The following is a 19,076-nucleotide window of genomic DNA, read 5'->3' as shown; positions in this document are numbered from 1 at the left end:
CGGTGGCACCGGCCCACACCAGGGTGTCCAAGAAACGTTATTTGCTATTTTTTTAATAGCACTCAGCGCATATAGATCTAGGGCATCAGCCTCTTTTTACCATCAATCCCTCATGGCGCCGGTGGGAACTGCCGCACCACGAACGCCCAGATCAGCGCGGAGGCGTCCGGGCCGTCCGGATCGCTGTAGGGCACGCTGGCCAGGCCGCCGCTCCAGGCATGCCCCAGGCCCAGGATTTCGCGCAGCGCCACCACGGTGCGGCCCTGCCGCTTGAACTCGGTCAGGCGCGTGGCGTGCCGCTTGCCGCGCTGCTGCATGCGCGCGGCGCCGGCCTTGGCGCCCAGCGCCTGCGCCCACAGCTCGGCGGTCGCGCAGGCATTGCGGGGCGATACCACGCCGTCGGCCTCGCCGTGCAGCACCAGCAGCGGAGGCAAGGGCAGCGGGCCTTCGGGCGGGGGCGGGCCCATGCCCAGCACCGGGGGCGCGGGCTCGGGCAGCAGGGCCTCGCGGCGCCCGCTCATGGCGGCCAGCGCCTGGGCGGACGACTCCGCCGTGCCCGGCGCCACGCCCGAATGCATGGCCACCGCGCAGAACCGTTCCGGATAGCGCGCCGCCAGCAGCACCGCCATGCATGCGCCGGCTGACAAGCCGGCCACCGCCACGCGCGTGAGATCGACCGGATGGCGCCGCGCCACCTGGTCCACCGCCGCCATGAGCGTGGCCGCTTCCGCGTGGGCCTTGCCGTTGCGGTGCGAGAACCAGTTCCAGCAGCCCTGCGCGTTGGCGATGCGCTCCTGCTCGGGGTACAGCACCAGAAAACGCTCGCGGGCGGCGAGCCGGTTCATGCGCGAACTGGCGGCCAGATCGGCCCCCGTCTGCCCGCAGCCGTGCAACATCACCATCATGGGGAGCTTTTCGCCCGCGCCCAGGGCCAGGCCCGGGGGAATGTGCAGGTGAAAACGCCGCGCGCCGGCCGGGCCGGGGGCGATGCCGCCGATCCATTCGCCCGCCCCGGGCGGCACCTTGCGCGGCGCCCGGGCCTTGGGGGTGGCGGCATTCACCAGCGACAGCAGGGGCTTGGCGGCCGCCTTCACCCGCGCGGGGCGCGTGGCGCGGGCCAGCGCCTTCAGGTTGCGCTGGTAGGCCCGGGTGAAAACGGACAGGGAAAACAGGCGGGAGCTGCGGGGCATGGGCGGTCGTCCAATCGGCGGGGTAGCGGGTTCACCATACCAGTTTTGTTGCAGTGCAGCATTTTTTGGGCCCGCCGGAACTGGAATTGGGCGCCATGGCCTACAAACCCGCAGGCCGCGCGCCATCGAAACATGTCCTGAAATGATCGATCCCTGGCCGCCCCGGGCCGGACGCCGGCCGCCGCTGCTCTCAAAATCAGCGCCATACTCCACCACCCATCGAAGCGCCCCCATGAAAACCTGTCTCATAGTGATCGACGCGCAGGAATCGTTCCGCCAGCGGCCCTATTTCACCGCGCAGAGCCTGCCGCCGTACCTCGCCGCGCAGAACGCACTCATCGAGGGCTGCGTGGCCCGGGGCGTGCCGGTGGTGCGCATCTTCCACAGCGACGGCCCCGCCGAGGCCGGCAACCCGTTCGCCATCGAGTCCGGCCACGTGCGCCCGCTGGAGGGCCTGGCGCCGTTCGACGCCACCGCCACCTTCACCAAATCGCGCCACAGCGCACTGGTGGACACAGGCTTGGCCGTCTGGCTGACGCAGCACGGCATCCAGCGCCTGATCGTGAGCGGCATCCGCACCGAGCAGTGCTGCGAGACCACCACCCGCCATGCCTCCGACCTGGGCTGGCAGGTGGACTACGCCCTCGATGCCACGCTCACCTGGGACATGGTGCAGCCCGACGGCCGCACACTCACCGCCACCGACATCCGGGACCGCACGGCCACCGTGCTGCAGGACCGCTTCGCCAACGTGTGCACCGCCGCCCAGGCGCTGGAGCGCGTGGCCGCGGCAGCCTGATCCCCGCCCTTTCCGCCCCCACCCCGTCCACCCCCCCCTCCGCCATCACGACGAAAGAAGACGCGCCATGCTGGAACTGCGCCCCACCTGCGAACACTGCAACACCGCCCTGCCGCCCGCCTCGCCCGATGCGCGCATCTGCAGCTTCGAGTGCACCTTCTGCGCCGACTGCGTGGACCACGTGCTCGGCAACGTGTGCCCCAACTGCGGCGGCGGCTTCGCCCCGCGCCCGATCCGGCCCGCGCACAACCACAAGGGCAACAACTTCCTGGGCAACGACCCCGCCAGCACCGTGGTGCGCCACCGGCCCGTGGACCCGGCCGCCCACGCGGCCTTCGCCGCCGCCCTGCGGCAGATTCCGCCCGCACAGCGATGAGCAGCGGCCCCGGCGCCCCCATCCACGTCTTCTTCGCGCTGCTGCCCGGCAGCCTGGTGCTGGACTGGGCCGGGCCCGCCGAGGCGCTGCGCATCGCCAACCAGGTGCTGCAGGCGCGGGGCGGGCCGCCGGGCTTCGTGCTGCACTTCGTCAACCCGGCGCCCGAATCGGTCACCTCGGTCGGCGTGTCGCTGACCGGGCTGGCGCCGCTGCCGGCCACGCTGCCGCAGCCCGCCTGGGTGGTGCTGGTGGGCCTGCCCGGGCAACGCATCGACGTGCAGCGCAGCGAGGCGCGCGAACTGCTGCACTGGCTGCGCGGCCTGCGGCTGGCCACGGGCCGCCTGGAGCTGGTGACGGTGTGCGCCGGCGCCGTGCTGGCCGCGCACGCGGGGCTGCTGGCCGGCCGGCGCGCCACCACGCACCACCACCACCTGGCCGAACTGGCCGAGGTGGAGCCCCGCTGCGACGTGGTGGCCAACCGCGTCTTCGTGGCCGATGGCGCCCTGCACACCAGCGCGGGCGTGACCACCGGCATCGACCTGGTACTGCACCGCATCGCCGATGCCTGCGGCCCGGCCATCGCCGCCGAGGTGGCGCAGACCATGGTGGTGGCGCTGCGGCGCGGCCCGCACGACCCGGAAATGTCGCCCTTCCTGCACCACCGCAACCACCTGCACGGCGCGCTGCACCGCGTGCAGGACGCGGTCGCCCAGCAGCCCCAGGCCGACTGGAGCGTGCCCGCCATGGCCGAGGTGGCGCACGCCTCGCCGCGCCACCTGACCCGCCTGTTCCTGGACCACGCCGGCATCGCGCCGCTGCAGTACCTGCGCCGCATCCGCTTGGCCACCGCCGAGGCCGCGTTGCGGGCGGGGCGCAACGTGACCGAGGCGGCGGCGATGGCGGGGTTCAGTTCGGATACGCAGCTGCGCCGGGCGTGGAAGCAGTTCGGGCGGGGTGGGACGCCTTCGCAGCTCGGGGGAACGGGTGGCGGGGCAGGGCTGCCGGGCCTCTAAAGCGCGCGCCTGCGTCCAGGGCGGCCGCTTTCGGCGGGTTGCTGGCGAGGGGTGCAGGGCAGCGCCACCCGGTCGTTGGCGAAAGGCTGTTCGCAAAGGGCGTGGTACCGCCAAGCGGGGGCCGCTGCTGACTCGGGCCTTGTGAAGGGCATACTTTGCCAACGGCCCGGCCGCTCACTGCTGTCATCCACCATGCCACCGACCCAACCCACACCCCTCTCCATCCGATCGCGCCTGCGGGGCGCAGTCTACGGCCTGCTCGTTGGCGATGCGCTGGGGGTGCCCTACGAGTTCTCGGATGCCGCAGAGCTGCCGGAACTCCGCTTGATCGAGATGGCACCGCCCGATGGATTTCGCCGCGCCCATCCGGGCGTGCCGGCAGGCACCTGGAGCGATGACGGCGCGCAAGCACTGCATCTGCTGAGGGTTCTTCTCGATGGGGACCACGCACTGGAAAGCAGGTTCGCCGATGGCTTGCAGTCCTGGCATTCCTCCGGTGAACTGACACCCGATGGCCGCGTGTTCGATATCGGCATCCAGACGCAGGAAGCCTTGGCGAACCTCCGGCGAGGTGTGCCGCCCAGCCAGAGCGGCCCTTGCGAAGAGAGGAACAATGGGAATGGGTCGCTCATGCGGGTGCTTCCCACGGCCTTGCTTCCCGCTGCCGACGACCGGGTCCTGATCGACCGCGCGAGAAGGCAAAGCCTGCCCACCCATGGGCACACGAGGTCGCTGCTCGCGTGCGCGCTGGCGACCTTGGTATCCGCCCGCCTTCTCAGGGGCCTCTCGTTCGTGGAGGCGCTCGACGGGGCCCAGGCGCACCTCGAAGAGACCACATCCGAATCCGAGCGATTTGAACTTCGCATCCTGTTGAACGGGCGGTTTGATCCACCGGGCGGAAGCGGGTACGTGGTGGACTGCCTTTGGTCGTCCGTTGCAGCCGTCCTTCGCACGCGCAACTTCGAAGACTGCGTGCTGTGCGCGATCGGTTTTGGCAACGACACCGATACCACCGCCTGCGTCGCGGGGGGATGGGCGGGACTGCTCTATGGCGAGCAAGGCATTCCGCTGCGATGGCGCGAGCAGTTGCAAGGAAAGCCCCTCGTCGAGCCCTTGCTCGACCGCCTGATCGCCGCCTGGGAGTGATTCCTGCCAGAACCGGCAAGGAAAGGGAAGGCGCCAAGGCGGTGGCTCGCGGAAACATCCGGCGCTTCAGCCCCCCCCTTCACCACGCCGGGCGCCTGATCGGTGAGGCAAAATGCCCCACCCCGCCCGGCCCTGAAATGCCGTGCCGAATGCAACAATCGGGGCCGGATTCGGCACTGGTCTCGGCGCCGACGAAACCACCGGAAAAGCATTTGGAGGCCATGCACCTCACGATTGGTCTTTTCACGCAATCGCCAGGAAGTGCTCAGAAAATGGATTGGTTCCCTATCGTCTTCATTGCGTTCAAGGTCATCGTGCTCGGAACAGGCATGTTTTTAGCCATCAAGTGGCACCACGATCAAGGCAAGAAGAAGAAAAAATAATGCCGGCCGGGTTGGAGGACACCCACGAAACGCACCCTTGACGCCCCCGGTGGGTCCAACGGCATCGCCCGCAAGGGGCGTTGTTGCAAATTCGGTCCGATAAGAACGATCCGCGCCCAAAGGTTTTTTGACCCGCAGCCATCGCCGCCCAAATGGCGCTGCAACGCGAGGCTCGAAAACGAATGGGGTGCCAGCCCTTCCCCACCGACCGTGGGCGCTTCGGACTCCACTTAGTTCGGACCGTCCACCATCAGCCTCAGGTTCTGCACGGCCGCGCCCGCCGCGCCTTTGCCCAGGTTGTCCAGCACCGCGCTCAAGACGATCTGGCCCGTGCGGCCATTCCACGACACGGCCAGGCCCATGTCGTTCGAACCGTTGTGGACCTGAGGGTCCCGTTCGGTCATCGGCTCGGCCGACGGCATCGGCAGCACGTGCACATGCGCCGCATCGCGGTACCGCTGCGCCAGGCATTCGTGGATGCGTGCGCCTGTAGCCTCCGCGGGCAGCATTCGCACATGCAACCCGATGGTGAGCACGATGCCCTGCCGGTAGCTGCCATAGGCCGGCACGAAGAGGGGCGGCTCCGTGAGGCCCGCATAGGCCTGGATCTCCGGCACGTGCTTGTGCTCCAGGGCCAGGCCGTAGACCGTGAGCGAATGCGCGCCCACTCCCGCCTCGTGCGCTTCGGCCCCGGCCCGCCCCATGCCGGAATAGCCGGAAACGGCATGGATGGTGAGCGGATAGTCGGCGGGCAGCAGGCCCGCATCCGTCAAGGGCCGCAGCAGGGCGACTGCGGCGGTGGGGTAGCACCCCGGGTTGGTGACCCGCGACGCCTTGGCGATGCGTTCGCCTTGATGCGCATCCAGTTCCGGCAGGCCGTACACCCAGCCAGGGCTGGTGCGGTGGGCGGAGCTGGCGTCGATGACGCGCACGCCGGGGTTGTCGATCATCGCGACCGCCTCGCGCGCCGCGGCATCGGGCAGGCACAGGATGGCGATGTCGCAATCGTTGATCGCCGCCTTTCGCGCGGCCGGGTCCTTGCGCAAGCCCGCAGGCAAGGTGTGGATGCGAAATTCCGAGCCCCGGAGCCGGTTCTGCAGGTCCAGGCCGGTGGTGCCCTGGTCGCCGTCGATGAAGATTTGGTGGTTCATGGAACGCGATCGTAGGGAGACCGCCTCGATGGCTCCAGCGAAATATCGGCAACCCCAAGTTAAGAAAAATTAAACTGCCGACATGCGAGAACTGAGCCTGGACCATTTGCGCACCCTGGTTGCCATCGCCGATCTCGGCTCCCTGGCCAATGCGGCGCGCGCCCTTCACCTGGCGGCCCCCACCGTGACCGTGCAGATCGCGGAGCTGGAGTCGCGCCTGGGCGGCCAGCTGCTCGTTCGCGGGCGAGGGCCCGCGCAACCGACGGCCCTGGGCGAGCGGTTCATCGCGCGGGCGCGCCGGCTGCTGGCAGACGCGGACGATGCCGTCGAGGACGTTCGACGCCAGCTCGCCGGCCAGACGGGCCGGGTGCGCGTGGGGGCCTCGACCGGTGCCATCGCGCACCTGCTGCCGCCCGCGCTCGAGCGCCTGGCGCGGCAACACCCCGGGGTCGATGTGAACGTGCAGGTGCTGACCTCCAACGAAAGCATGGCCCGGCTCGCGGCCGGCAGCCTGGACCTGGCGGTGGTGGCGCTGCCGCAGCCGGCCGTGCGCGGCGTGCAGGTCACGCCCCTGCGGCGCGAGGCGGTGGTCGCCTTCCTGCCATCGGCCTGGAAGGCGCCGCAGCGGCTGACTGCGCAATGGCTGGCGGAGCGGCCACTCATCATGAACGACGCCTCCACCCGCCTGTACCGGCAGACCGCGGAATGGTTCTCGGCAGCAGGCGTCCATTGCCGGCCCCGGATCGAGCTCAACTACAACGATGCGATTCGCACGCTGGTCGCCGCCGGCTACGGAGCGGCGCTGCTGCCGCAGGAGTCGTACGAGGTCACGCGCGACCCGCGCATCGCCATCCGCCCGCTCCGCCCGGCGCTGTGGCGACAGCTCGGCCTCGCGGTGAGCGACCGGGGCGCCAGCGGGCCGACGCGTTTCGTGCTGGAGGCGTTGCTGCCGGAGAAGGACCCGGCGGCGTGAGCCGCACCGACTGCCATTCGCCAGGCGGCGATGGCAACGGGGCGAAACACCGGACAGCTGCCGGGCGCCAGCACGGCGTGGCCGGTGGATACTGCGCACCGCCGCCTTTTCAGCAGCCCTCCTCGACCCGCTTTCCTGCCCCCTGCTTTTCCAGCCTTCTCATGGACCATTCGCTCACATCGCCCACCCCACGCCATCGCGCCGTGCTGGTGGCAGGCATCGCCCTCTGCATCGCCCTGGGACTGGCCTCGCGCCGGTGGCCCGGCGTGCTGTTTCCCGAAGCGCTGGGCAAGTACCCCGGCGATGCGCTGTGGGCGCTGATGGTGATGTTCGGCTGGGCCTGCCTCTGGCCGCGCATGGCCCCGGGCCGGCTGGCCCTGCTGGCGCTGGCGACTTCGTTCGCGGTGGAGTTCTCGCAGTGGTACCAGGCGCCGTGGATCAACGCGATCCGCAGCACCACGCCGGGCCACCTGGTACTGGGGTCGCGGTTCAACGCGATGGATCTGGTGGCCTATGCCGTGGGCGTGGCGGTCGGCCTGGGGCTCGACGGGCTTTACCAGGCCTGGCTGCGCCGAAGGACTGGAAGCCAGGCGGCACGCCCCGATTGAGCGGCCGGGAGGCCCTTCGCGAAGGTCCCTATCCGTCCGGATGCCCGCAAGCCTGGCTCATTCAGTCGAACAGCCCCGGCGTCATCGGCCCCTGGCGTGCCACCGGCGCCTCGCGCGCGGCCTGCTCGGTCAGCAGGTTGCCCACGCGCACGCCCAGCAGCCGCAGCCGCTTGTCCAGCGGCACGCGCTTGAGGCACTGCCCGGCCGCCCGGCGGATGGTGGCCGCGTCCTGCGTGGGGTGGTCGATGGTGAGGTCGCGCGTGGCGATCTTGAAGTCGTCGTAGCGCAGCTTGATGCCGATGGTCTTGCCCACGTAGCCCTTGCGCTGCAGGTCGCCGGCCACGCGTTCGCACAGGTCGGTAAAGATGCGGCCCAGCTCGGCGCGGTCGCGCACGGCGTGCAGGTCGCGGTCGAAGGTGGTTTCGCGGCTCATGGAAACGGGCTCGCTTTCGGTGACCACGGGGCGGTCGTCGCGGCCCCAGGCGGCCTCGTGCAGCCAGGCACCGCTGGCCTTGCCGAAGTGGCGCACCAGCCAGTCGCGCGGGCGCGCGGCCAGTTCGCCCACCGTGTGGATGCCATGGGACTGCAGCTTGGCGTCGGCCTTGGGGCCGATGCCGTTGATCTTGCGGCAGGCCAGCGGCCAGACCCGGGTTTCCAGGTCGCCCTCTTGCACGATGGAAATGCCGTTGGGCTTGTTGAACTCGCTGGCCATCTTGGCCAGGAGCTTGTTGGGTGCCACGCCGATCGAGCAGGTCAGGCCGGTGGCGTCGAGGATGCTTTTCTGGATGAGCCGCGCGAGCGACCGGCCGCCGTCACGCTGGCCGCCCGGCACGTGCGTGAAGTCGATGTACACCTCGTCCACGCCGCGGTCTTCCATGACGGGTGCGATGGACACGATCACTTCCTTGAACATCCGCGAAAAGCGCCGGTACGAGGGAAAGTCCACCGGCAGCAGGATGGCCTGGGGACACAGGCGCGCGGCCTTCATGAGCCCCATGGCCGAGCCCACGCCGAACTGCCGCGCAGGGTAGGTGGCGGTGGTGATGACGCCCCGCCCCACATAGTCCTTGAGCCGCGGGAAGGCCGCGACCGGAATCTCCGACTCGCGGCCGGCGTACTCAGCCACCAGGGCCTCGTCCTGCGCCCGCCGGCCACCGCCGATGACGGCGGGCAACCCTTTGAGCTGCGGGTAGCGCAGCAACTCCACCGAGGCATAGAACGCGTCCATGTCCAGGTGGGCGATGCGGCGTGGCAGGGGTGCGGCGGGCTCTTCGGGGGCGGTCACGTCCGCCATTGTCCACGCGCTCCCCGCCAGCTGCGCAGGCCCGGCGGGATGCCCCCGCAAGCACCTGCGCGATGGGCGATCAGCGCACGCGCAGCGCGCCCGGCTGGCCGTGGCCGGCCAGGCGGAACACGGCCACCGTGTCCACCAGTTGCTGCGCCTGTGCCTTGAGGCTTTCGGCCGCGGCGGCGCTTTCCTCCACCAGCGCTGCATTCTGCTGCGTGACCTGGTCCATCTGGCTCACGGCTTCGCCGACCTGGGACACGCCCGAACTCTGTTCGGCGGTGGCGGCGCTGATCTCGCTCACGATGTCGCTCACGCGCTGGATCGACGACACGATCTCGCTCATCGTGGTGCCGGCTTCGTCCACCAGCGCCGTGCCGCGCTCGACGCGCTCCACGCTGTCGGTGATGAGGGCCTTGATCTCCTTGGCGGCGTCGGCCGAGCGTCCGGCCAGGCTGCGCACTTCGCTGGCCACCACGGCGAAGCCGCGCCCCTGCTCGCCGGCGCGGGCCGCTTCCACCGCGGCGTTCAGCGCCAGGATGTTGGTCTGGAAGGCGATGGAGTCGATCACGCTGATGATGTCGGCGATGCGGCGCGAGCTGTCGTTGATGCCCTTCATGGTCTGCACGACCTGCCCCACCACCTCGCCGCCGCGCACCGCCACGCCGGAGGCGCTGCGTGCCAGCTGGTTGGCCTGCTGCGCACTGTCGGCGTTGTGCTGCACGGTCGAGCCCAGCTCTTCCATCGACGCGGCGGTTTCTTCCAGCGAACTGGCCTGCTCTTCGGTGCGCTGGCTCAGGTCGGCATTGCCCTGGGCGATCTGCACGCTGGCATTGGCCACGCTTTCGGCATTGCCACGCACCGAATCCACCACCGCGCTCAGACGGTCGTTCATGGTGGCCAGGGCCTGCAGCAGGCGCGCGATCTCGTCGCGGCCCTCGGTGCGCACGCTGGTGCTCAGGTCGCCCTGCGCCACGGCCTCGGCCAGTTGCACGGCCACGGCCACCGAGCGCGTGGTGGCGCGGGTGACGATCCACATCACCCAGGCCGCCAGCGCGGCCAGCAGGGCCACGGCGGTCACCATCAGCAGCATGTCGCGGCGCAGCGCCTGGATCCGGGTGCCCAGCGTGTCGCTCAGCACGTCGAACGACACCGCCACGAGCGCGAACTGGGTGTCGATGATGCGGGTCATCTGCGCCACCCACTGCGTGGAAGGCATCGACAAGGTGGCCGCCTGCACGATGTTGTCGTCCGCGAGCTTGAAGCCCTCTTCCGCCGCCGCCAGCGCGGCCTTGCGTGCGGCTTCCACTTGCGGCGGCAGTTTGCCGCCCGAGGCCAGTTCCAGCGTCTTGCGGGCATCGCCGTAATGCTGACGGGCCCGGTCGGCCAGGGTTTCGATGCGCGCGCGCTCTTCGGGCGATGCGTCGCCGCGTGCGAGCACCAAGGCCCCGCGCGCCCGCATCTGGCCCAGGGATTCGGTCAGGTGCGGCAGATGGTTCAGCGCGGCCCGCTGAAGAAAGTAGCTGGCAGGCTCCGAATCCAGCGAGATGCCAGAGCTGTTGGCCACATCGTCGATCAATCCCAATTCGCCGGCCACCAGCGCGGCGTGGCGGGCATTGCTTTGGGCACCAGTGACGGATTTGCTCCCGACGCCGGCAACCAGGGTGCGCCATTCGCCGGCCAGCGCGTCCAGCCTGGCGGACAGCTCCCGATCCTGCAGTCCGGCAGCGGCCGCCTGGGCCCGCACGATCGCGGCTTCGACCTCGGACTGCTTGGCCTGGCGTGGCGTGTTCAAGGCGGCATCGCCGCCCAGGAAGGCCGCCGACAGGCCCCGGTGCTGCTGCGTGAGCTGCACCAGCTTGAGCAGTTCCTTGGCGGGGGCGACGCCCAGGTTTTCGCGCTCCACCGTGCGCAGGGTATCCCAGTTGAGATGCACCAAGACGGTGGTGGGAATGGCGAACATGAAGAACGCCAGAGCGCCGATGAGCAGGAACTTGCGCGAAATCCGAAGGTTGTTGATCCAGTGGGTCATAGGTCCATCTCACTGGCAATCGACGTCACCAGTTGTAAAAATTAAAACACCACGGATTTGATAGAAATATCCAGCGCCGGGCCGTAGGAGAACGCCTTATTTCGCCAATTCAAGGCCAAGTATAGCGATTCCATCATTTTATTGACTCGGCCGGACGACCAGCGACCTCTGGCGAATTGGGCGCACAGATACACAGAGATACTAAAAAATTTGACTTTTCACCAGATCGGTGCGCCGGATTGGTCGCACCGCCTTGGTGCTTTCAGCGCACGGTGATGATGTCCCGGTGCATGGGAGCGAGGAGCGCCAGCAAACGGCTTTGCTGGGTGAACGCAACGCCCTGTTCGTCCATGGCGTCCTGAAGCAGCTCCACCAGGACGTTGAAGTCGCGCTTTCGGATGGGCAAATCGGCATGCGCCGACTTCATGTCGGCCCCTTCGTAGCGGCACGGGCCGCCGGATAGCACGCAGATCTGGTCCGTCAGGCTGTCCTTGAGCGCCTGGGGCTTGGTCTCCTTGAACAGAGGGCCGATGCGCTCGTCCTTGAATGCCCGGTCCACCAGGCCATTCATGATGCGGGCGATGCCGGGCTTGCCGCCCAGCGCGTCGTAGAGGCCTTCCGGCGCAGCGGTGGCCGGCACCGCACCGGACGCAGCGGACCCGGGTGGCGTGGCAACAGCGGCAGGCTGCTGCGCCGCAGCGGGCAGGGCCGTGGCGAGGGCCGCGGCCAGCGCGAGCGCCAGGGCGGCGGCGCGCGGCGCGCGGCATGGCGGCACCGCGAAGCGGGGGGTGGCAGGGATGGGCATGGGGCCTCCTCTCGTCTTGTTGCCCGCGGTTCAGTACGCGGCCTGCACCGACAGGTACAAGCCGTTTTGCCGGCGGTAGGCCGTCACGCCCGGCACGATAAGGCCCAGGTTGACGTAGGCCAGGGTGATCGACATGTGCTTGTTGGGCGCCCAGGCGATGAAAAGGTCGCGCCAGTCGTCCTCGCGCAGCGCGGCGCCCAGGCCCGCCGAAGCGCCGATCGCCTGCAGGTTGTTGGGCTTGAAGCGGTATTCGGCGCCGATCGCCAGGTCGCGGCGCAGCAGGTAGGCCACGGAAAATTCGGGCTGCAGGCTGCGGCGGCTGCGCCCCGGGGCCGAGCCGCCGAAGCCCAGCAGGCCGTTCTGATTGGCGTTGGTGGAGCGCAGCGTGGCGCTCAGCACCAGGTTGCGGTCCAGCAGCAGCTTGGTGGCGGTCACGTAGACATCGGTGCCGCTCGTATCGGCCCCCAGGAACTCGATGACCCTGCTGGCCGAAGCAGGGTGCAGCCGCTTGTGCTCCACGCCCACCGCCACCTGCGGCATGGCGCTGTCGGCCTCGAGCACCGCATCGCCGAGCAGGCGGACCTTGACCCCGACGATGTCCATCTTGAGGTGCAGATCGGGCTCGACGCCGAATGCCGCGATGCCGTTCAGCGCGACGGCGGGGGCGGCATCAAAATCCTGCTTCGCCACCGACACCTCCACCCGCTCGTTCCAGCCCATCGCCGCGCCGTAGCTCGTGAGGCCGTAATCGCGCGTGCGGGTGCGGGTGGTGAAGGCGCTCATGCCGATCTCGCCCTCGGTGGCATTCGAGCCCACCACCGCCCAGGGGGTGAGCCCGCCGCCGGCCGAGCCGGAGATGCTGCTCACGCCGCCCGTCAGCAGCAGCTTGCCGGTTTCAGCCCGCGCGGTGCCGGCGGCGGCCAGCAGTGCGCAAAGTCCGGTGGTGCAGGCCACCGTGGAGATCCAGTGAATGGGGTGCATGGGGGTTCGTCCGCAAAGGAGCGCCAACCTGCGCTGTAGCAGAGTGTTACCCAAATCGACGACCGACGAAACCCCCATTCCACAAAGCAGAATGTGAAACCGTCTCCTACAGCATGCGTTCGATCAGCGCGCCCGTGAACAGCACCGGTCCCGTCGGCCCCTTGTCGCCCGGCACGCCGCCCTGCGGCTCCAGGCTGATGGCCAGCGTGGGCACGTTCTTCACCGCGCTCTCCGGCGTGGCCAGCGTGAGCAGCGCCTGCGGCCCCAGCACGCCGAGCGAGCGCGGGCCACTGCCGGGTGGCAGCGCCCACAGCTGCAGCGAATGGTCGCTGCCTTCCTGGAAACCGCCCACGCGCTGCAGCACCAGCGCGTTCTTTTGCGCATCGAATGTGACGAGCATGGACGGCGCGGCCTTCGCATCGGCCAGCACTGCCACGTAGCGCACCTGCGGCGTGGCCGCCAGTTGCTGGCGCAGCTGGGCGATCTGCGCCCCGCTGTCCTGCTGGAGCCGCTGGTGCATCTGCAGCCCGACGACCACGGCAGCCACCGTGGCCAGCGCGCCCAGCGCCGCAGCGCCGCGCCACAGCCGCACGCTGCGCAGCCACCCGCCAGGGCCCGAATGGTGGCCGTCGCCCTCGGCCCGCGCTGGCACGGCCCCTTGCCGCGCCGCCCGCATGGCCTCGCGTTCCTTTTCGGCCTGCACCAGGTTGTGGATGCGCAGCCACACCTCGGGCGGCGGGGCCTGCTCGGCCTGCAGCTCGGTCAGGCCGGACCAGCGCGATTGCCACACCAGCGCCGCCGCCCGCACGCCGGCATGCTCGCGCGCCAGGGTCTCGAAGCGGCGCCGCGCACCGCCGCGCAGCGTGCCCAGCGCATAGGCGGCCGCCAGGCGGTCCAGCAGTTCAGGGGATTGCGAAAGATTCATGGCAGCACCTCACGCATAGCGCGACAGGCAGTCACGCAGCTGGCCCAGCCCCCGGCGGATCCACGTCTTGACCGTGCCCAGCGGCAGCTTCAGCTGCTCGGCCAGCTCGCCGTGGCTCAGGTCGCGCAGGTACGCCAGGCTGACCACTTCGCGGTGGCGGTGCTCCAGGCGGCCCAGGCATTGGTGCAGCGCGGTCGCCTGTTCGCTGGCCTGCGCGATGTCCGCTGGGGAGGGCTGATCCGCCTGCAATGTCTGCGCCAGCTCGTCATCGAACTCCTGCGTGAGCTGCGCCCGGTCGGCCGTGCGCCGGCGCAGAAAGTCCAGCGCCCGGCTGCGCACGATCAGGCCCATCCACGCCATCGGCGGGCTCAGGGTTTCGCGGTAGCTGCCCGCCACGCGCCAGATGGTGAGGTAGGCCTCCTGCAGCACGTCCTCCGCCCACTCGCGGTTGCGCAGCACGCGCAGGGCCACGCCGAACAGGCGCGACGACGTGTGGTCGTACAAGCGCTTGAGGGCGGCATCGTCGCGTCCCGCGACCTGGTCAATGAGGGCCATCAGCTGGGTGTCCGTGAGGGAGGTGCTCATGCACGCATTGTGTGAGAAAAAGTGCGGTCTCAGCCATGCAGCGGAATACGGTGGGTGTGGGTTGGCGGATACAAAGCCCTCTTTCGGACAAGGACTCTGAATCCGATCGGCCACGGCCGGCGTATGAAGGACACCTGCGGCGCGCAGCCCTCTTTCCCTACCCACCAGGAGACAGCATGCGAGACAACCGATCCAAGGCCCTTCCCCTCGGCGACCTGCGTTCCATGAAGCGCCGCGCCACCTTCGCTGCCGGCGTGCTGCTGCTGGCGGCCGGCGCGTTCTACGCCGGCAAGAGCGCGGTGGCGCAGGAACTGCCGGCCGCGGGCGCGGCCGTGCAGGCGGTGACCGGCTGATCGCCCGGCGCCCGCAGGGGTTGCCTCGCTAGCGGTCAGCCGCAGCCCCGCCCTGCCAGGAGTCGCTGGACTCTTCCATCGCCACCTGGGTGACGGCATCCTTCGCCTGGGCGGCGCGGTTGCGCTTTTTCAGATGGGCGTCTCGCATCAGCAGATACTTGTCCAGGGCCGCCTGGTCCACCAGTTCGCTGGCCCCCAGATGGTGGGCGCGCTGGCTGACCACCTGGACGGCAGTCAGGCTGTTCTTCACAGAGACGCTGGAGATCTGGTTCTTCGGGTTGCCCAGGCCATCCACCTGCGACGCGAACACGTCCCTCGCATTGGACGGACCGAACAGCGGCATCACCAGATACGGCCCCGTGCCCACGCCCCAGGTGTCCAGGGTCAGCCCGAAATCCTCCTTGCGGTGGGGCATGCCCCATCCGCTGGCCACGTCCACGAAGCCGAGGGCGCCCACCGTGGTGTTGGTGCCGAAGCGCGCCAGGGTCGTCATGCCCTCGCCCACCCGCCCCTGCAGCATGAGGTTGACCGACGACCACGGGTTCTGCCAATTGGAAAAGAAGTTGCTCACGCCCGTCTGGGCCACTTCAGGAACCACGGTTTTGTAGGCCTTGGCGGCCGGCTGCAGGACGACCTGGTCCACGCCTTCGTTCAAGGAAAAGATCTTGCGGTTGACGGGCTCCAGCGGATCCGGCTGCGCGAGGGAGGCGCATCCGGTGCTGAGAATGGCCAAGGCGCAGAGGGCATACCGGACATTCGGCATGCGGTGGTTCCAAGGTGCTGCGGGGTGCAGGCGAGAGGGCATTCGTACCTCCGGTGAGAGTGGGTGATGGGGACCCAAGGGATGGAATGCATCGCATCCCACGGGCCGCCATCGTCACCGCGCCTGCATTGCTGAATCCTTACTCGCCGGGGCCGGGCGCCGATGCGTGCGTCACGCGCACTTCCAGCCCCACCGCGCCGTTGCGCGCTTCGATGGTCCAGCCATGGGCGGCGACGATCTCCTGGCAGATCGACAGGCCCAGCCCGGCCCCTTCGTCGCGCCGGGACGCACCCCGCCAAAAGCGCTCGAAGAGTTTGCCCAGGTGCTCCGGCGCCACCCCCGGTCCTTCGTCGGACACCACAAATCCGCGGCCATGCACCTGCAGCCGCACCACGCGGTGCGGCGGGCTGTGCTGGATGGCGTTTTCCAGCAGGTTCTTGAGCAGGGTGAACAGCGCGCCCCGGTCGGCATCCCAGGGCCCCACGCCCTCGTCAAAGAGCAGCGCGATCTGCACCTGGCTGCGCTCGGCCACGCGGTCCATGAAATCGCTGGCCTCCAGGATCGCGGAGCGCGGGTCGCACCGCTCGATCCGGTAGTTGCGCTGCTCGCTGGCCTCGGCCAGGTGGAGCAGCTGCTGCACCTGGCGCGCCATGCGGTCGATGTCCTGGAGCAGGTAGCGGCTGTGCCCGCTGCCGCCGTCCTTGCCACCGCTGTGGCCGCCCAGTTCCACCTGCGCGCGGATCAGCGAAAGCGGGGTCTTCAATTCATGCGCGGCATTCGCCAGGAACTCCTGCTGCGTCTGAAACCCCAGCTGCACGCGGTCCAGCGCCCGGTTGAAGGCGTCGACCAGCGGCACCAGTTCGCTGGGCAGATCGCCCAGCGCCAGCCGGTCGCCCAGGGACTGCGGCGTGATGCGCTGCGCCTGCAGCGATGCGATGCGCAGCGGCTTGAGCACCCGGCGCAGCGTCAGGTGCATGGCGATCACGAAAATCACGAGGAACGTGAGGCAGGTGGCCACGATGCCCTTGCGCAGCGCAGGCAACCCGATGCTGTGCTGCAGCAGCAAAACGATGCGGTCGCTGATGGCGAACTGCACATACCACAGCCGGTCGGGCCGCTGCAGGGGCACCGTGGCGGCATGCATCGCCACGCCATCGCGCTGCAGCGCGAAGCCCTTTCGCTGCGGATCGAACCCCACACCCTCGGGCGCCAGCGGAAATGTCTTTCCGTCGGTGGTGTAGAACACCGCGCCGTGCGGATCGACGATGCGCAGCACCACCTCTTCGCTCAGGCTGGCGAAGGGCCATTCGTCGATGTGGGACCGGTCGGGTCCCAGGGGCAGGCCGGCGCCGTCGAAGCGGATGATCCTGGCGATCGACTCGGCCCGCTCGATCACGCTGTGCTGCAGCATGTACCGCTCCAGCGGTTCGAGCAGCACCATGACGACGGCCATGACCAGCCCGCCGCTCAGCAGCATGCCGGCCACGTACACCAGCAGCAGGCGCCCGCGAAAGCTACGGGGCCAGTGGCTTTTCGCGGACGGCATATCCATGGGTCCTGATGTTGGCGATCTGAACGCTCGACCCCACGGCCACGAGCTTGCGTCGCAGCCGGTGCAGCGCCACGTCCAGCGCGTTCGGCGTGACGGCCTCGGCGATACCCCAGGCGGCGGCCTCCAGCTCCGACCGGCGCACCACCTGGCCAGCCTTGCGCAGCAGGCACAGCATGATCTGCACTTCGGTGAGCGGCAGCGCCACGGTTTCCCCGCCGCACACCAGGCATCCCCGGCCCGCGTCCAGGCGCAGGTCGCCGTACACCGGGTCCAGCGCCTTCAGGTGGGTGGGCCGCCGCAGCAGCGCCCGCACCCGGGCGATCAGCTCCTCCATGGGAAACGGCTTGGTCAGGTAGTCGTCCGCGCCGGATTCGAGGCCGTTGACCCGGTCGTGCAGCGCGTCCCTGGCCGTCAGCATCAGGCAGGGCACGGCCTGGTCGCGTGCGCGCAGCCGCCGCACCAGCTGCAGGCCGTCGCCGTCCGGCAGCCCCCGGTCGATCACCAAGGCGCCGTAGGGAATGTCGCGCATTGCGAGCCAGGCCGATTCGATGTCGGTGAAGGCATCCACGGCGATGCCGGCCCCCGCCATGGCCTGGCGGATGAGATCGGCCAGCCGTTCGTGGTCTTCTACCAGTGCGATGCGGTTCATCCTCGGGTCCATCCAAAAAAGCCTGGCGGCCTGCGCGCGGCGCAGGCCTCGAAAATCAGCGGACCGTCAGCGACAGCAGCCGGTCCACCAGGGTCCCGATGCTGCTGCCATCGCCGGACCCCCGCCCCTGCACGAGATCGAGCCGCAGGCCTTCGATGGCATACCGGCACACCCTGTGCGTGGCGAGGTCCACCGAATCCGTGGCGCACATCTCCTCGACGAAATCCGACCAGATCGCCGGATACCGCGGATCGCCGAGCACGGCGGCCACCGCCCGGCGCTGGTGGCTTCGCAGGGCCGCCAGGCTCGCCCCCATGGCGCGCAGGTAGGCCCGCAGATGCCGCGCCGGGCCACAGGGCTCGGCGGCCAGGGCGTCGTCCAGGAAGCGGCGAAAGTCTGCCACGTAGTCGTCGAAGACCTCCTCGGAAAAGCCCTTCGGCCCGCCGCGCCGGCCCCGACGCGCGCACGCCCGGCCAGGGGATCGCCCCCAGGGCAGGCCGCTGCCCGGCCCGAAGGCCGGCCCGCCCGGCACAGGCCCGCCGGGAATGCGCGCAGCGCCACGCATCTCAGAACCGGTGGATGTAGCCGACGGTGGCGCGCGACATGCTCGAGCGCCCCACGATGGGACTGTTCTTGATCTCGTCGGGCAGGCTCGTCGCGCTGACGTCCAGGAACACCGTCTGCCGGGGCCGGATCGCGTAGTCCAGCCGCAGCCCCACCTCCATCGTGGTGGCTGCCTTGCCGGTGTACTGCGCGCGGCCGGGCTGCGCCTCGTTGGCCCGCACGCCGAAGTAGTAGTCCACGTATTTTTCGTCGAGCCACTGCGCCTGCACCCGGGGCGTCAGCCCGAAGCTGCCGAATCCGAACCGCCGGTCCACCTGCAGCTGCAGTTTCTGGCCCTTGCTTTTGCTGGACAGGTCGGACAGCCATTCGCCCGAAACGCGGGCGAAACCGGTGTTCCAGGTGACGGCCGCGCCGCCCCACACACTGCCATCGCGGTCGGCCATGCCGGCGAGCCGGGGCGAATCGCCGGCCTCGTAACCGCCATCCTCGTACTTGAGACGCCCCGTCAGGCCAATGCTGCTCTGGGGGCCGAACTCCTTTTGCAGCAGCTTGACGTCGGCCGTGGCGCCGCTGACGCGAAGCCAGCGGCTCTCGTAGAACAGCAGCGGCACGGCGATGTTCTTGCTCTCCGCCCCCGCGTAGGGGCGCCGCACGGCCGAGGCACCGATGCCGATGCCCCAGCTGGACGCAGCGCCCGGCGCACCGGCGGCGGATGCGGCGTCGGTGGACCGCTCCTGTGCGGCGGCTTGCGCCGCGGCCAGGAGGCACAGGGTGGCGGTGGCGGCGCCCAGGCAGGCGCGCGGGCATTTCTTGAGGGGCGTGAGGGCGAGGGTCATGGGCGGGAACAGGGTTGCTGAAAAACCGATGTTCGGCGCGCCCGCATTACCGGCGACTTACTGGGCGCCCTTCCCGCCGCGAAAACGCCGGTGTGCCGGCACAAAAC

General features: G+C 69.4%; 21 protein-coding genes. 8 read left to right on the top strand and 13 right to left on the bottom strand.

Annotated elements, in window-relative coordinates:
* Nucleotides 1-110: 110 nt before the first annotated feature.
* On the bottom strand, nt 111-1,190 hold the full coding sequence (locus R1Z03_RS13860; protein ID WP_272548580.1) for a PHB depolymerase family esterase: 1,080 nt from the start codon (nt 1,188-1,190) through the stop codon (nt 111-113).
* A gap of 232 nt (nt 1,191-1,422) precedes the next feature.
* Here R1Z03_RS13860 and R1Z03_RS13855 point away from each other — a divergent pair, with 232 nt between their 5' ends.
* The 5 genes from R1Z03_RS13855 to R1Z03_RS13835 all read left to right on the top strand — a co-directional run bounded on the left by R1Z03_RS13855 (nt 1,423) and on the right by R1Z03_RS13835 (nt 4,907).
* Nucleotides 1,423-1,989, top strand: coding sequence for an isochorismatase family protein (locus R1Z03_RS13855; RefSeq protein WP_317351815.1), 567 nt, complete (start codon nt 1,423-1,425; stop codon nt 1,987-1,989).
* Between the two features lie 67 nt (nt 1,990-2,056).
* Nucleotides 2,057-2,365, top strand: coding sequence for a DUF1272 domain-containing protein (locus R1Z03_RS13850; protein ID WP_284405881.1), 309 nt, complete (start codon nt 2,057-2,059; stop codon nt 2,363-2,365).
* Nucleotides 2,362-3,378, top strand: a complete 1,017-nt coding sequence (locus R1Z03_RS13845) for a helix-turn-helix domain-containing protein (protein WP_317351810.1) — start codon at nt 2,362-2,364, stop codon at nt 3,376-3,378. Before R1Z03_RS13850 ends, R1Z03_RS13845 begins: the two co-directional genes overlap by 4 nt.
* 192 nt (nt 3,379-3,570) lie before the next feature.
* Complete coding sequence (locus R1Z03_RS13840) at nt 3,571-4,524, top strand: ADP-ribosylglycohydrolase family protein (protein WP_317351808.1); 954 nt, start codon at nt 3,571-3,573, stop codon at nt 4,522-4,524.
* Nucleotides 4,521-4,907 carry a hypothetical protein gene (locus R1Z03_RS13835; RefSeq protein ID WP_317351806.1) on the top strand — a complete coding sequence of 129 codons (387 nt, stop codon included), beginning with the start codon at nt 4,521-4,523 and terminating at the stop codon, nt 4,905-4,907. Before R1Z03_RS13840 ends, R1Z03_RS13835 begins: the two co-directional genes overlap by 4 nt.
* 230 nt (nt 4,908-5,137) lie before the next feature.
* On the opposite strand, the gene argC is transcribed toward R1Z03_RS13835, so the two are convergent.
* Complete coding sequence (gene argC, locus R1Z03_RS13830; protein ID WP_317351803.1) at nt 5,138-6,058, bottom strand: N-acetyl-gamma-glutamyl-phosphate reductase; 921 nt, start codon at nt 6,056-6,058, stop codon at nt 5,138-5,140.
* Between the two features lie 82 nt (nt 6,059-6,140).
* Here argC and R1Z03_RS13825 point away from each other — a divergent pair, with 82 nt between their 5' ends.
* Together R1Z03_RS13825 and R1Z03_RS13820 are read left to right on the top strand one after the other, a co-directional pair.
* Nucleotides 6,141-7,031, top strand: a complete 891-nt coding sequence (locus tag R1Z03_RS13825; protein WP_284429006.1) for a LysR family transcriptional regulator — start codon at nt 6,141-6,143, stop codon at nt 7,029-7,031.
* A 161-nt stretch (nt 7,032-7,192) separates the two neighbouring features.
* Entirely contained in the window at nt 7,193-7,639 is a 447-nt protein-coding gene (locus R1Z03_RS13820; RefSeq protein ID WP_317351798.1) for a DUF2809 domain-containing protein, read from the top strand.
* Nucleotides 7,640-7,700: 61 nt separating this feature from the next.
* Here the strand turns inward: R1Z03_RS13820 and R1Z03_RS13815 are convergent, their stop codons facing one another.
* From R1Z03_RS13815 to R1Z03_RS13790, 6 genes are all read right to left on the bottom strand, one after another.
* Nucleotides 7,701-8,933: a DNA polymerase IV gene (locus tag R1Z03_RS13815; protein ID WP_317351795.1), complete on the bottom strand. Its 1,233-nt coding sequence runs from the start codon at nt 8,931-8,933 to the stop codon at nt 7,701-7,703.
* Nucleotides 8,934-9,003: 70 nt separating this feature from the next.
* Nucleotides 9,004-10,956 carry a methyl-accepting chemotaxis protein gene (locus tag R1Z03_RS13810; protein ID WP_317351791.1) on the bottom strand — a complete coding sequence of 651 codons (1,953 nt, stop codon included), beginning with the start codon at nt 10,954-10,956 and terminating at the stop codon, nt 9,004-9,006.
* A gap of 262 nt (nt 10,957-11,218) precedes the next feature.
* Nucleotides 11,219-11,761: a group 1 truncated hemoglobin gene (locus R1Z03_RS13805; protein ID WP_317351789.1), complete on the bottom strand. Its 543-nt coding sequence runs from the start codon at nt 11,759-11,761 to the stop codon at nt 11,219-11,221.
* A 30-nt stretch (nt 11,762-11,791) separates the two neighbouring features.
* Entirely contained in the window at nt 11,792-12,742 is a 951-nt protein-coding gene (locus tag R1Z03_RS13800; RefSeq protein ID WP_284429011.1) for a DUF3034 family protein, read from the bottom strand.
* Between the two features lie 106 nt (nt 12,743-12,848).
* Nucleotides 12,849-13,667 (bottom strand): anti-sigma factor domain-containing protein, encoded by an 819-nt coding sequence (locus tag R1Z03_RS13795; protein ID WP_317351786.1) that lies wholly within the window; start codon nt 13,665-13,667, stop codon nt 12,849-12,851.
* 9 nt (nt 13,668-13,676) lie between these two features.
* Nucleotides 13,677-14,252, bottom strand: a complete 576-nt coding sequence (locus R1Z03_RS13790; RefSeq protein ID WP_272564487.1) for an RNA polymerase sigma factor — start codon at nt 14,250-14,252, stop codon at nt 13,677-13,679.
* 176 nt (nt 14,253-14,428) lie between these two features.
* Between R1Z03_RS13790 and R1Z03_RS13785 the strand changes: the two genes are divergently transcribed.
* The gene (locus R1Z03_RS13785) at nt 14,429-14,605 is read left to right on the top strand and encodes a hypothetical protein (protein ID WP_284426043.1); all 177 of its coding nucleotides are present in this window, start codon (nt 14,429-14,431) and stop codon (nt 14,603-14,605) included.
* A gap of 28 nt (nt 14,606-14,633) precedes the next feature.
* Here the strand turns inward: R1Z03_RS13785 and R1Z03_RS13780 are convergent, their stop codons facing one another.
* The 5 genes from R1Z03_RS13780 to R1Z03_RS13760 form a co-directional block, all read right to left on the bottom strand.
* Entirely contained in the window at nt 14,634-15,410 is a 777-nt protein-coding gene (locus tag R1Z03_RS13780) for a VacJ family lipoprotein (protein ID WP_317351779.1), read from the bottom strand.
* A gap of 97 nt (nt 15,411-15,507) precedes the next feature.
* The gene (locus R1Z03_RS13775) at nt 15,508-16,914 is read right to left on the bottom strand and encodes an ATP-binding protein (RefSeq protein WP_317351776.1); all 1,407 of its coding nucleotides are present in this window, start codon (nt 16,912-16,914) and stop codon (nt 15,508-15,510) included.
* Nucleotides 16,883-17,569 carry a response regulator transcription factor gene (locus R1Z03_RS13770; RefSeq protein ID WP_317351774.1) on the bottom strand — a complete coding sequence of 229 codons (687 nt, stop codon included), beginning with the start codon at nt 17,567-17,569 and terminating at the stop codon, nt 16,883-16,885. The genes R1Z03_RS13775 and R1Z03_RS13770 overlap by 32 nt, the downstream gene beginning before the upstream one ends.
* Before the next feature lie 55 nt (nt 17,570-17,624).
* Nucleotides 17,625-18,134, bottom strand: a complete 510-nt coding sequence (locus tag R1Z03_RS13765; protein WP_317351771.1) for a hypothetical protein — start codon at nt 18,132-18,134, stop codon at nt 17,625-17,627.
* A 1-nt stretch (nt 18,135) separates the two neighbouring features.
* Nucleotides 18,136-18,969, bottom strand: a complete 834-nt coding sequence (locus R1Z03_RS13760; protein ID WP_317351768.1) for a MipA/OmpV family protein — start codon at nt 18,967-18,969, stop codon at nt 18,136-18,138.
* Nucleotides 18,970-19,076: the final 107 nt, after the last annotated feature.

The sequence above is a fragment of the Acidovorax sp. BLS4 genome, assembly GCF_032929295.1.
Taxonomy (GTDB): Bacteria; Pseudomonadota; Gammaproteobacteria; order Burkholderiales; family Burkholderiaceae_C; genus Paracidovorax.
The sequence above is the reverse complement of the archived record's forward strand: the minus strand, read 5'-3'. Positions and strand labels throughout refer to the sequence as shown.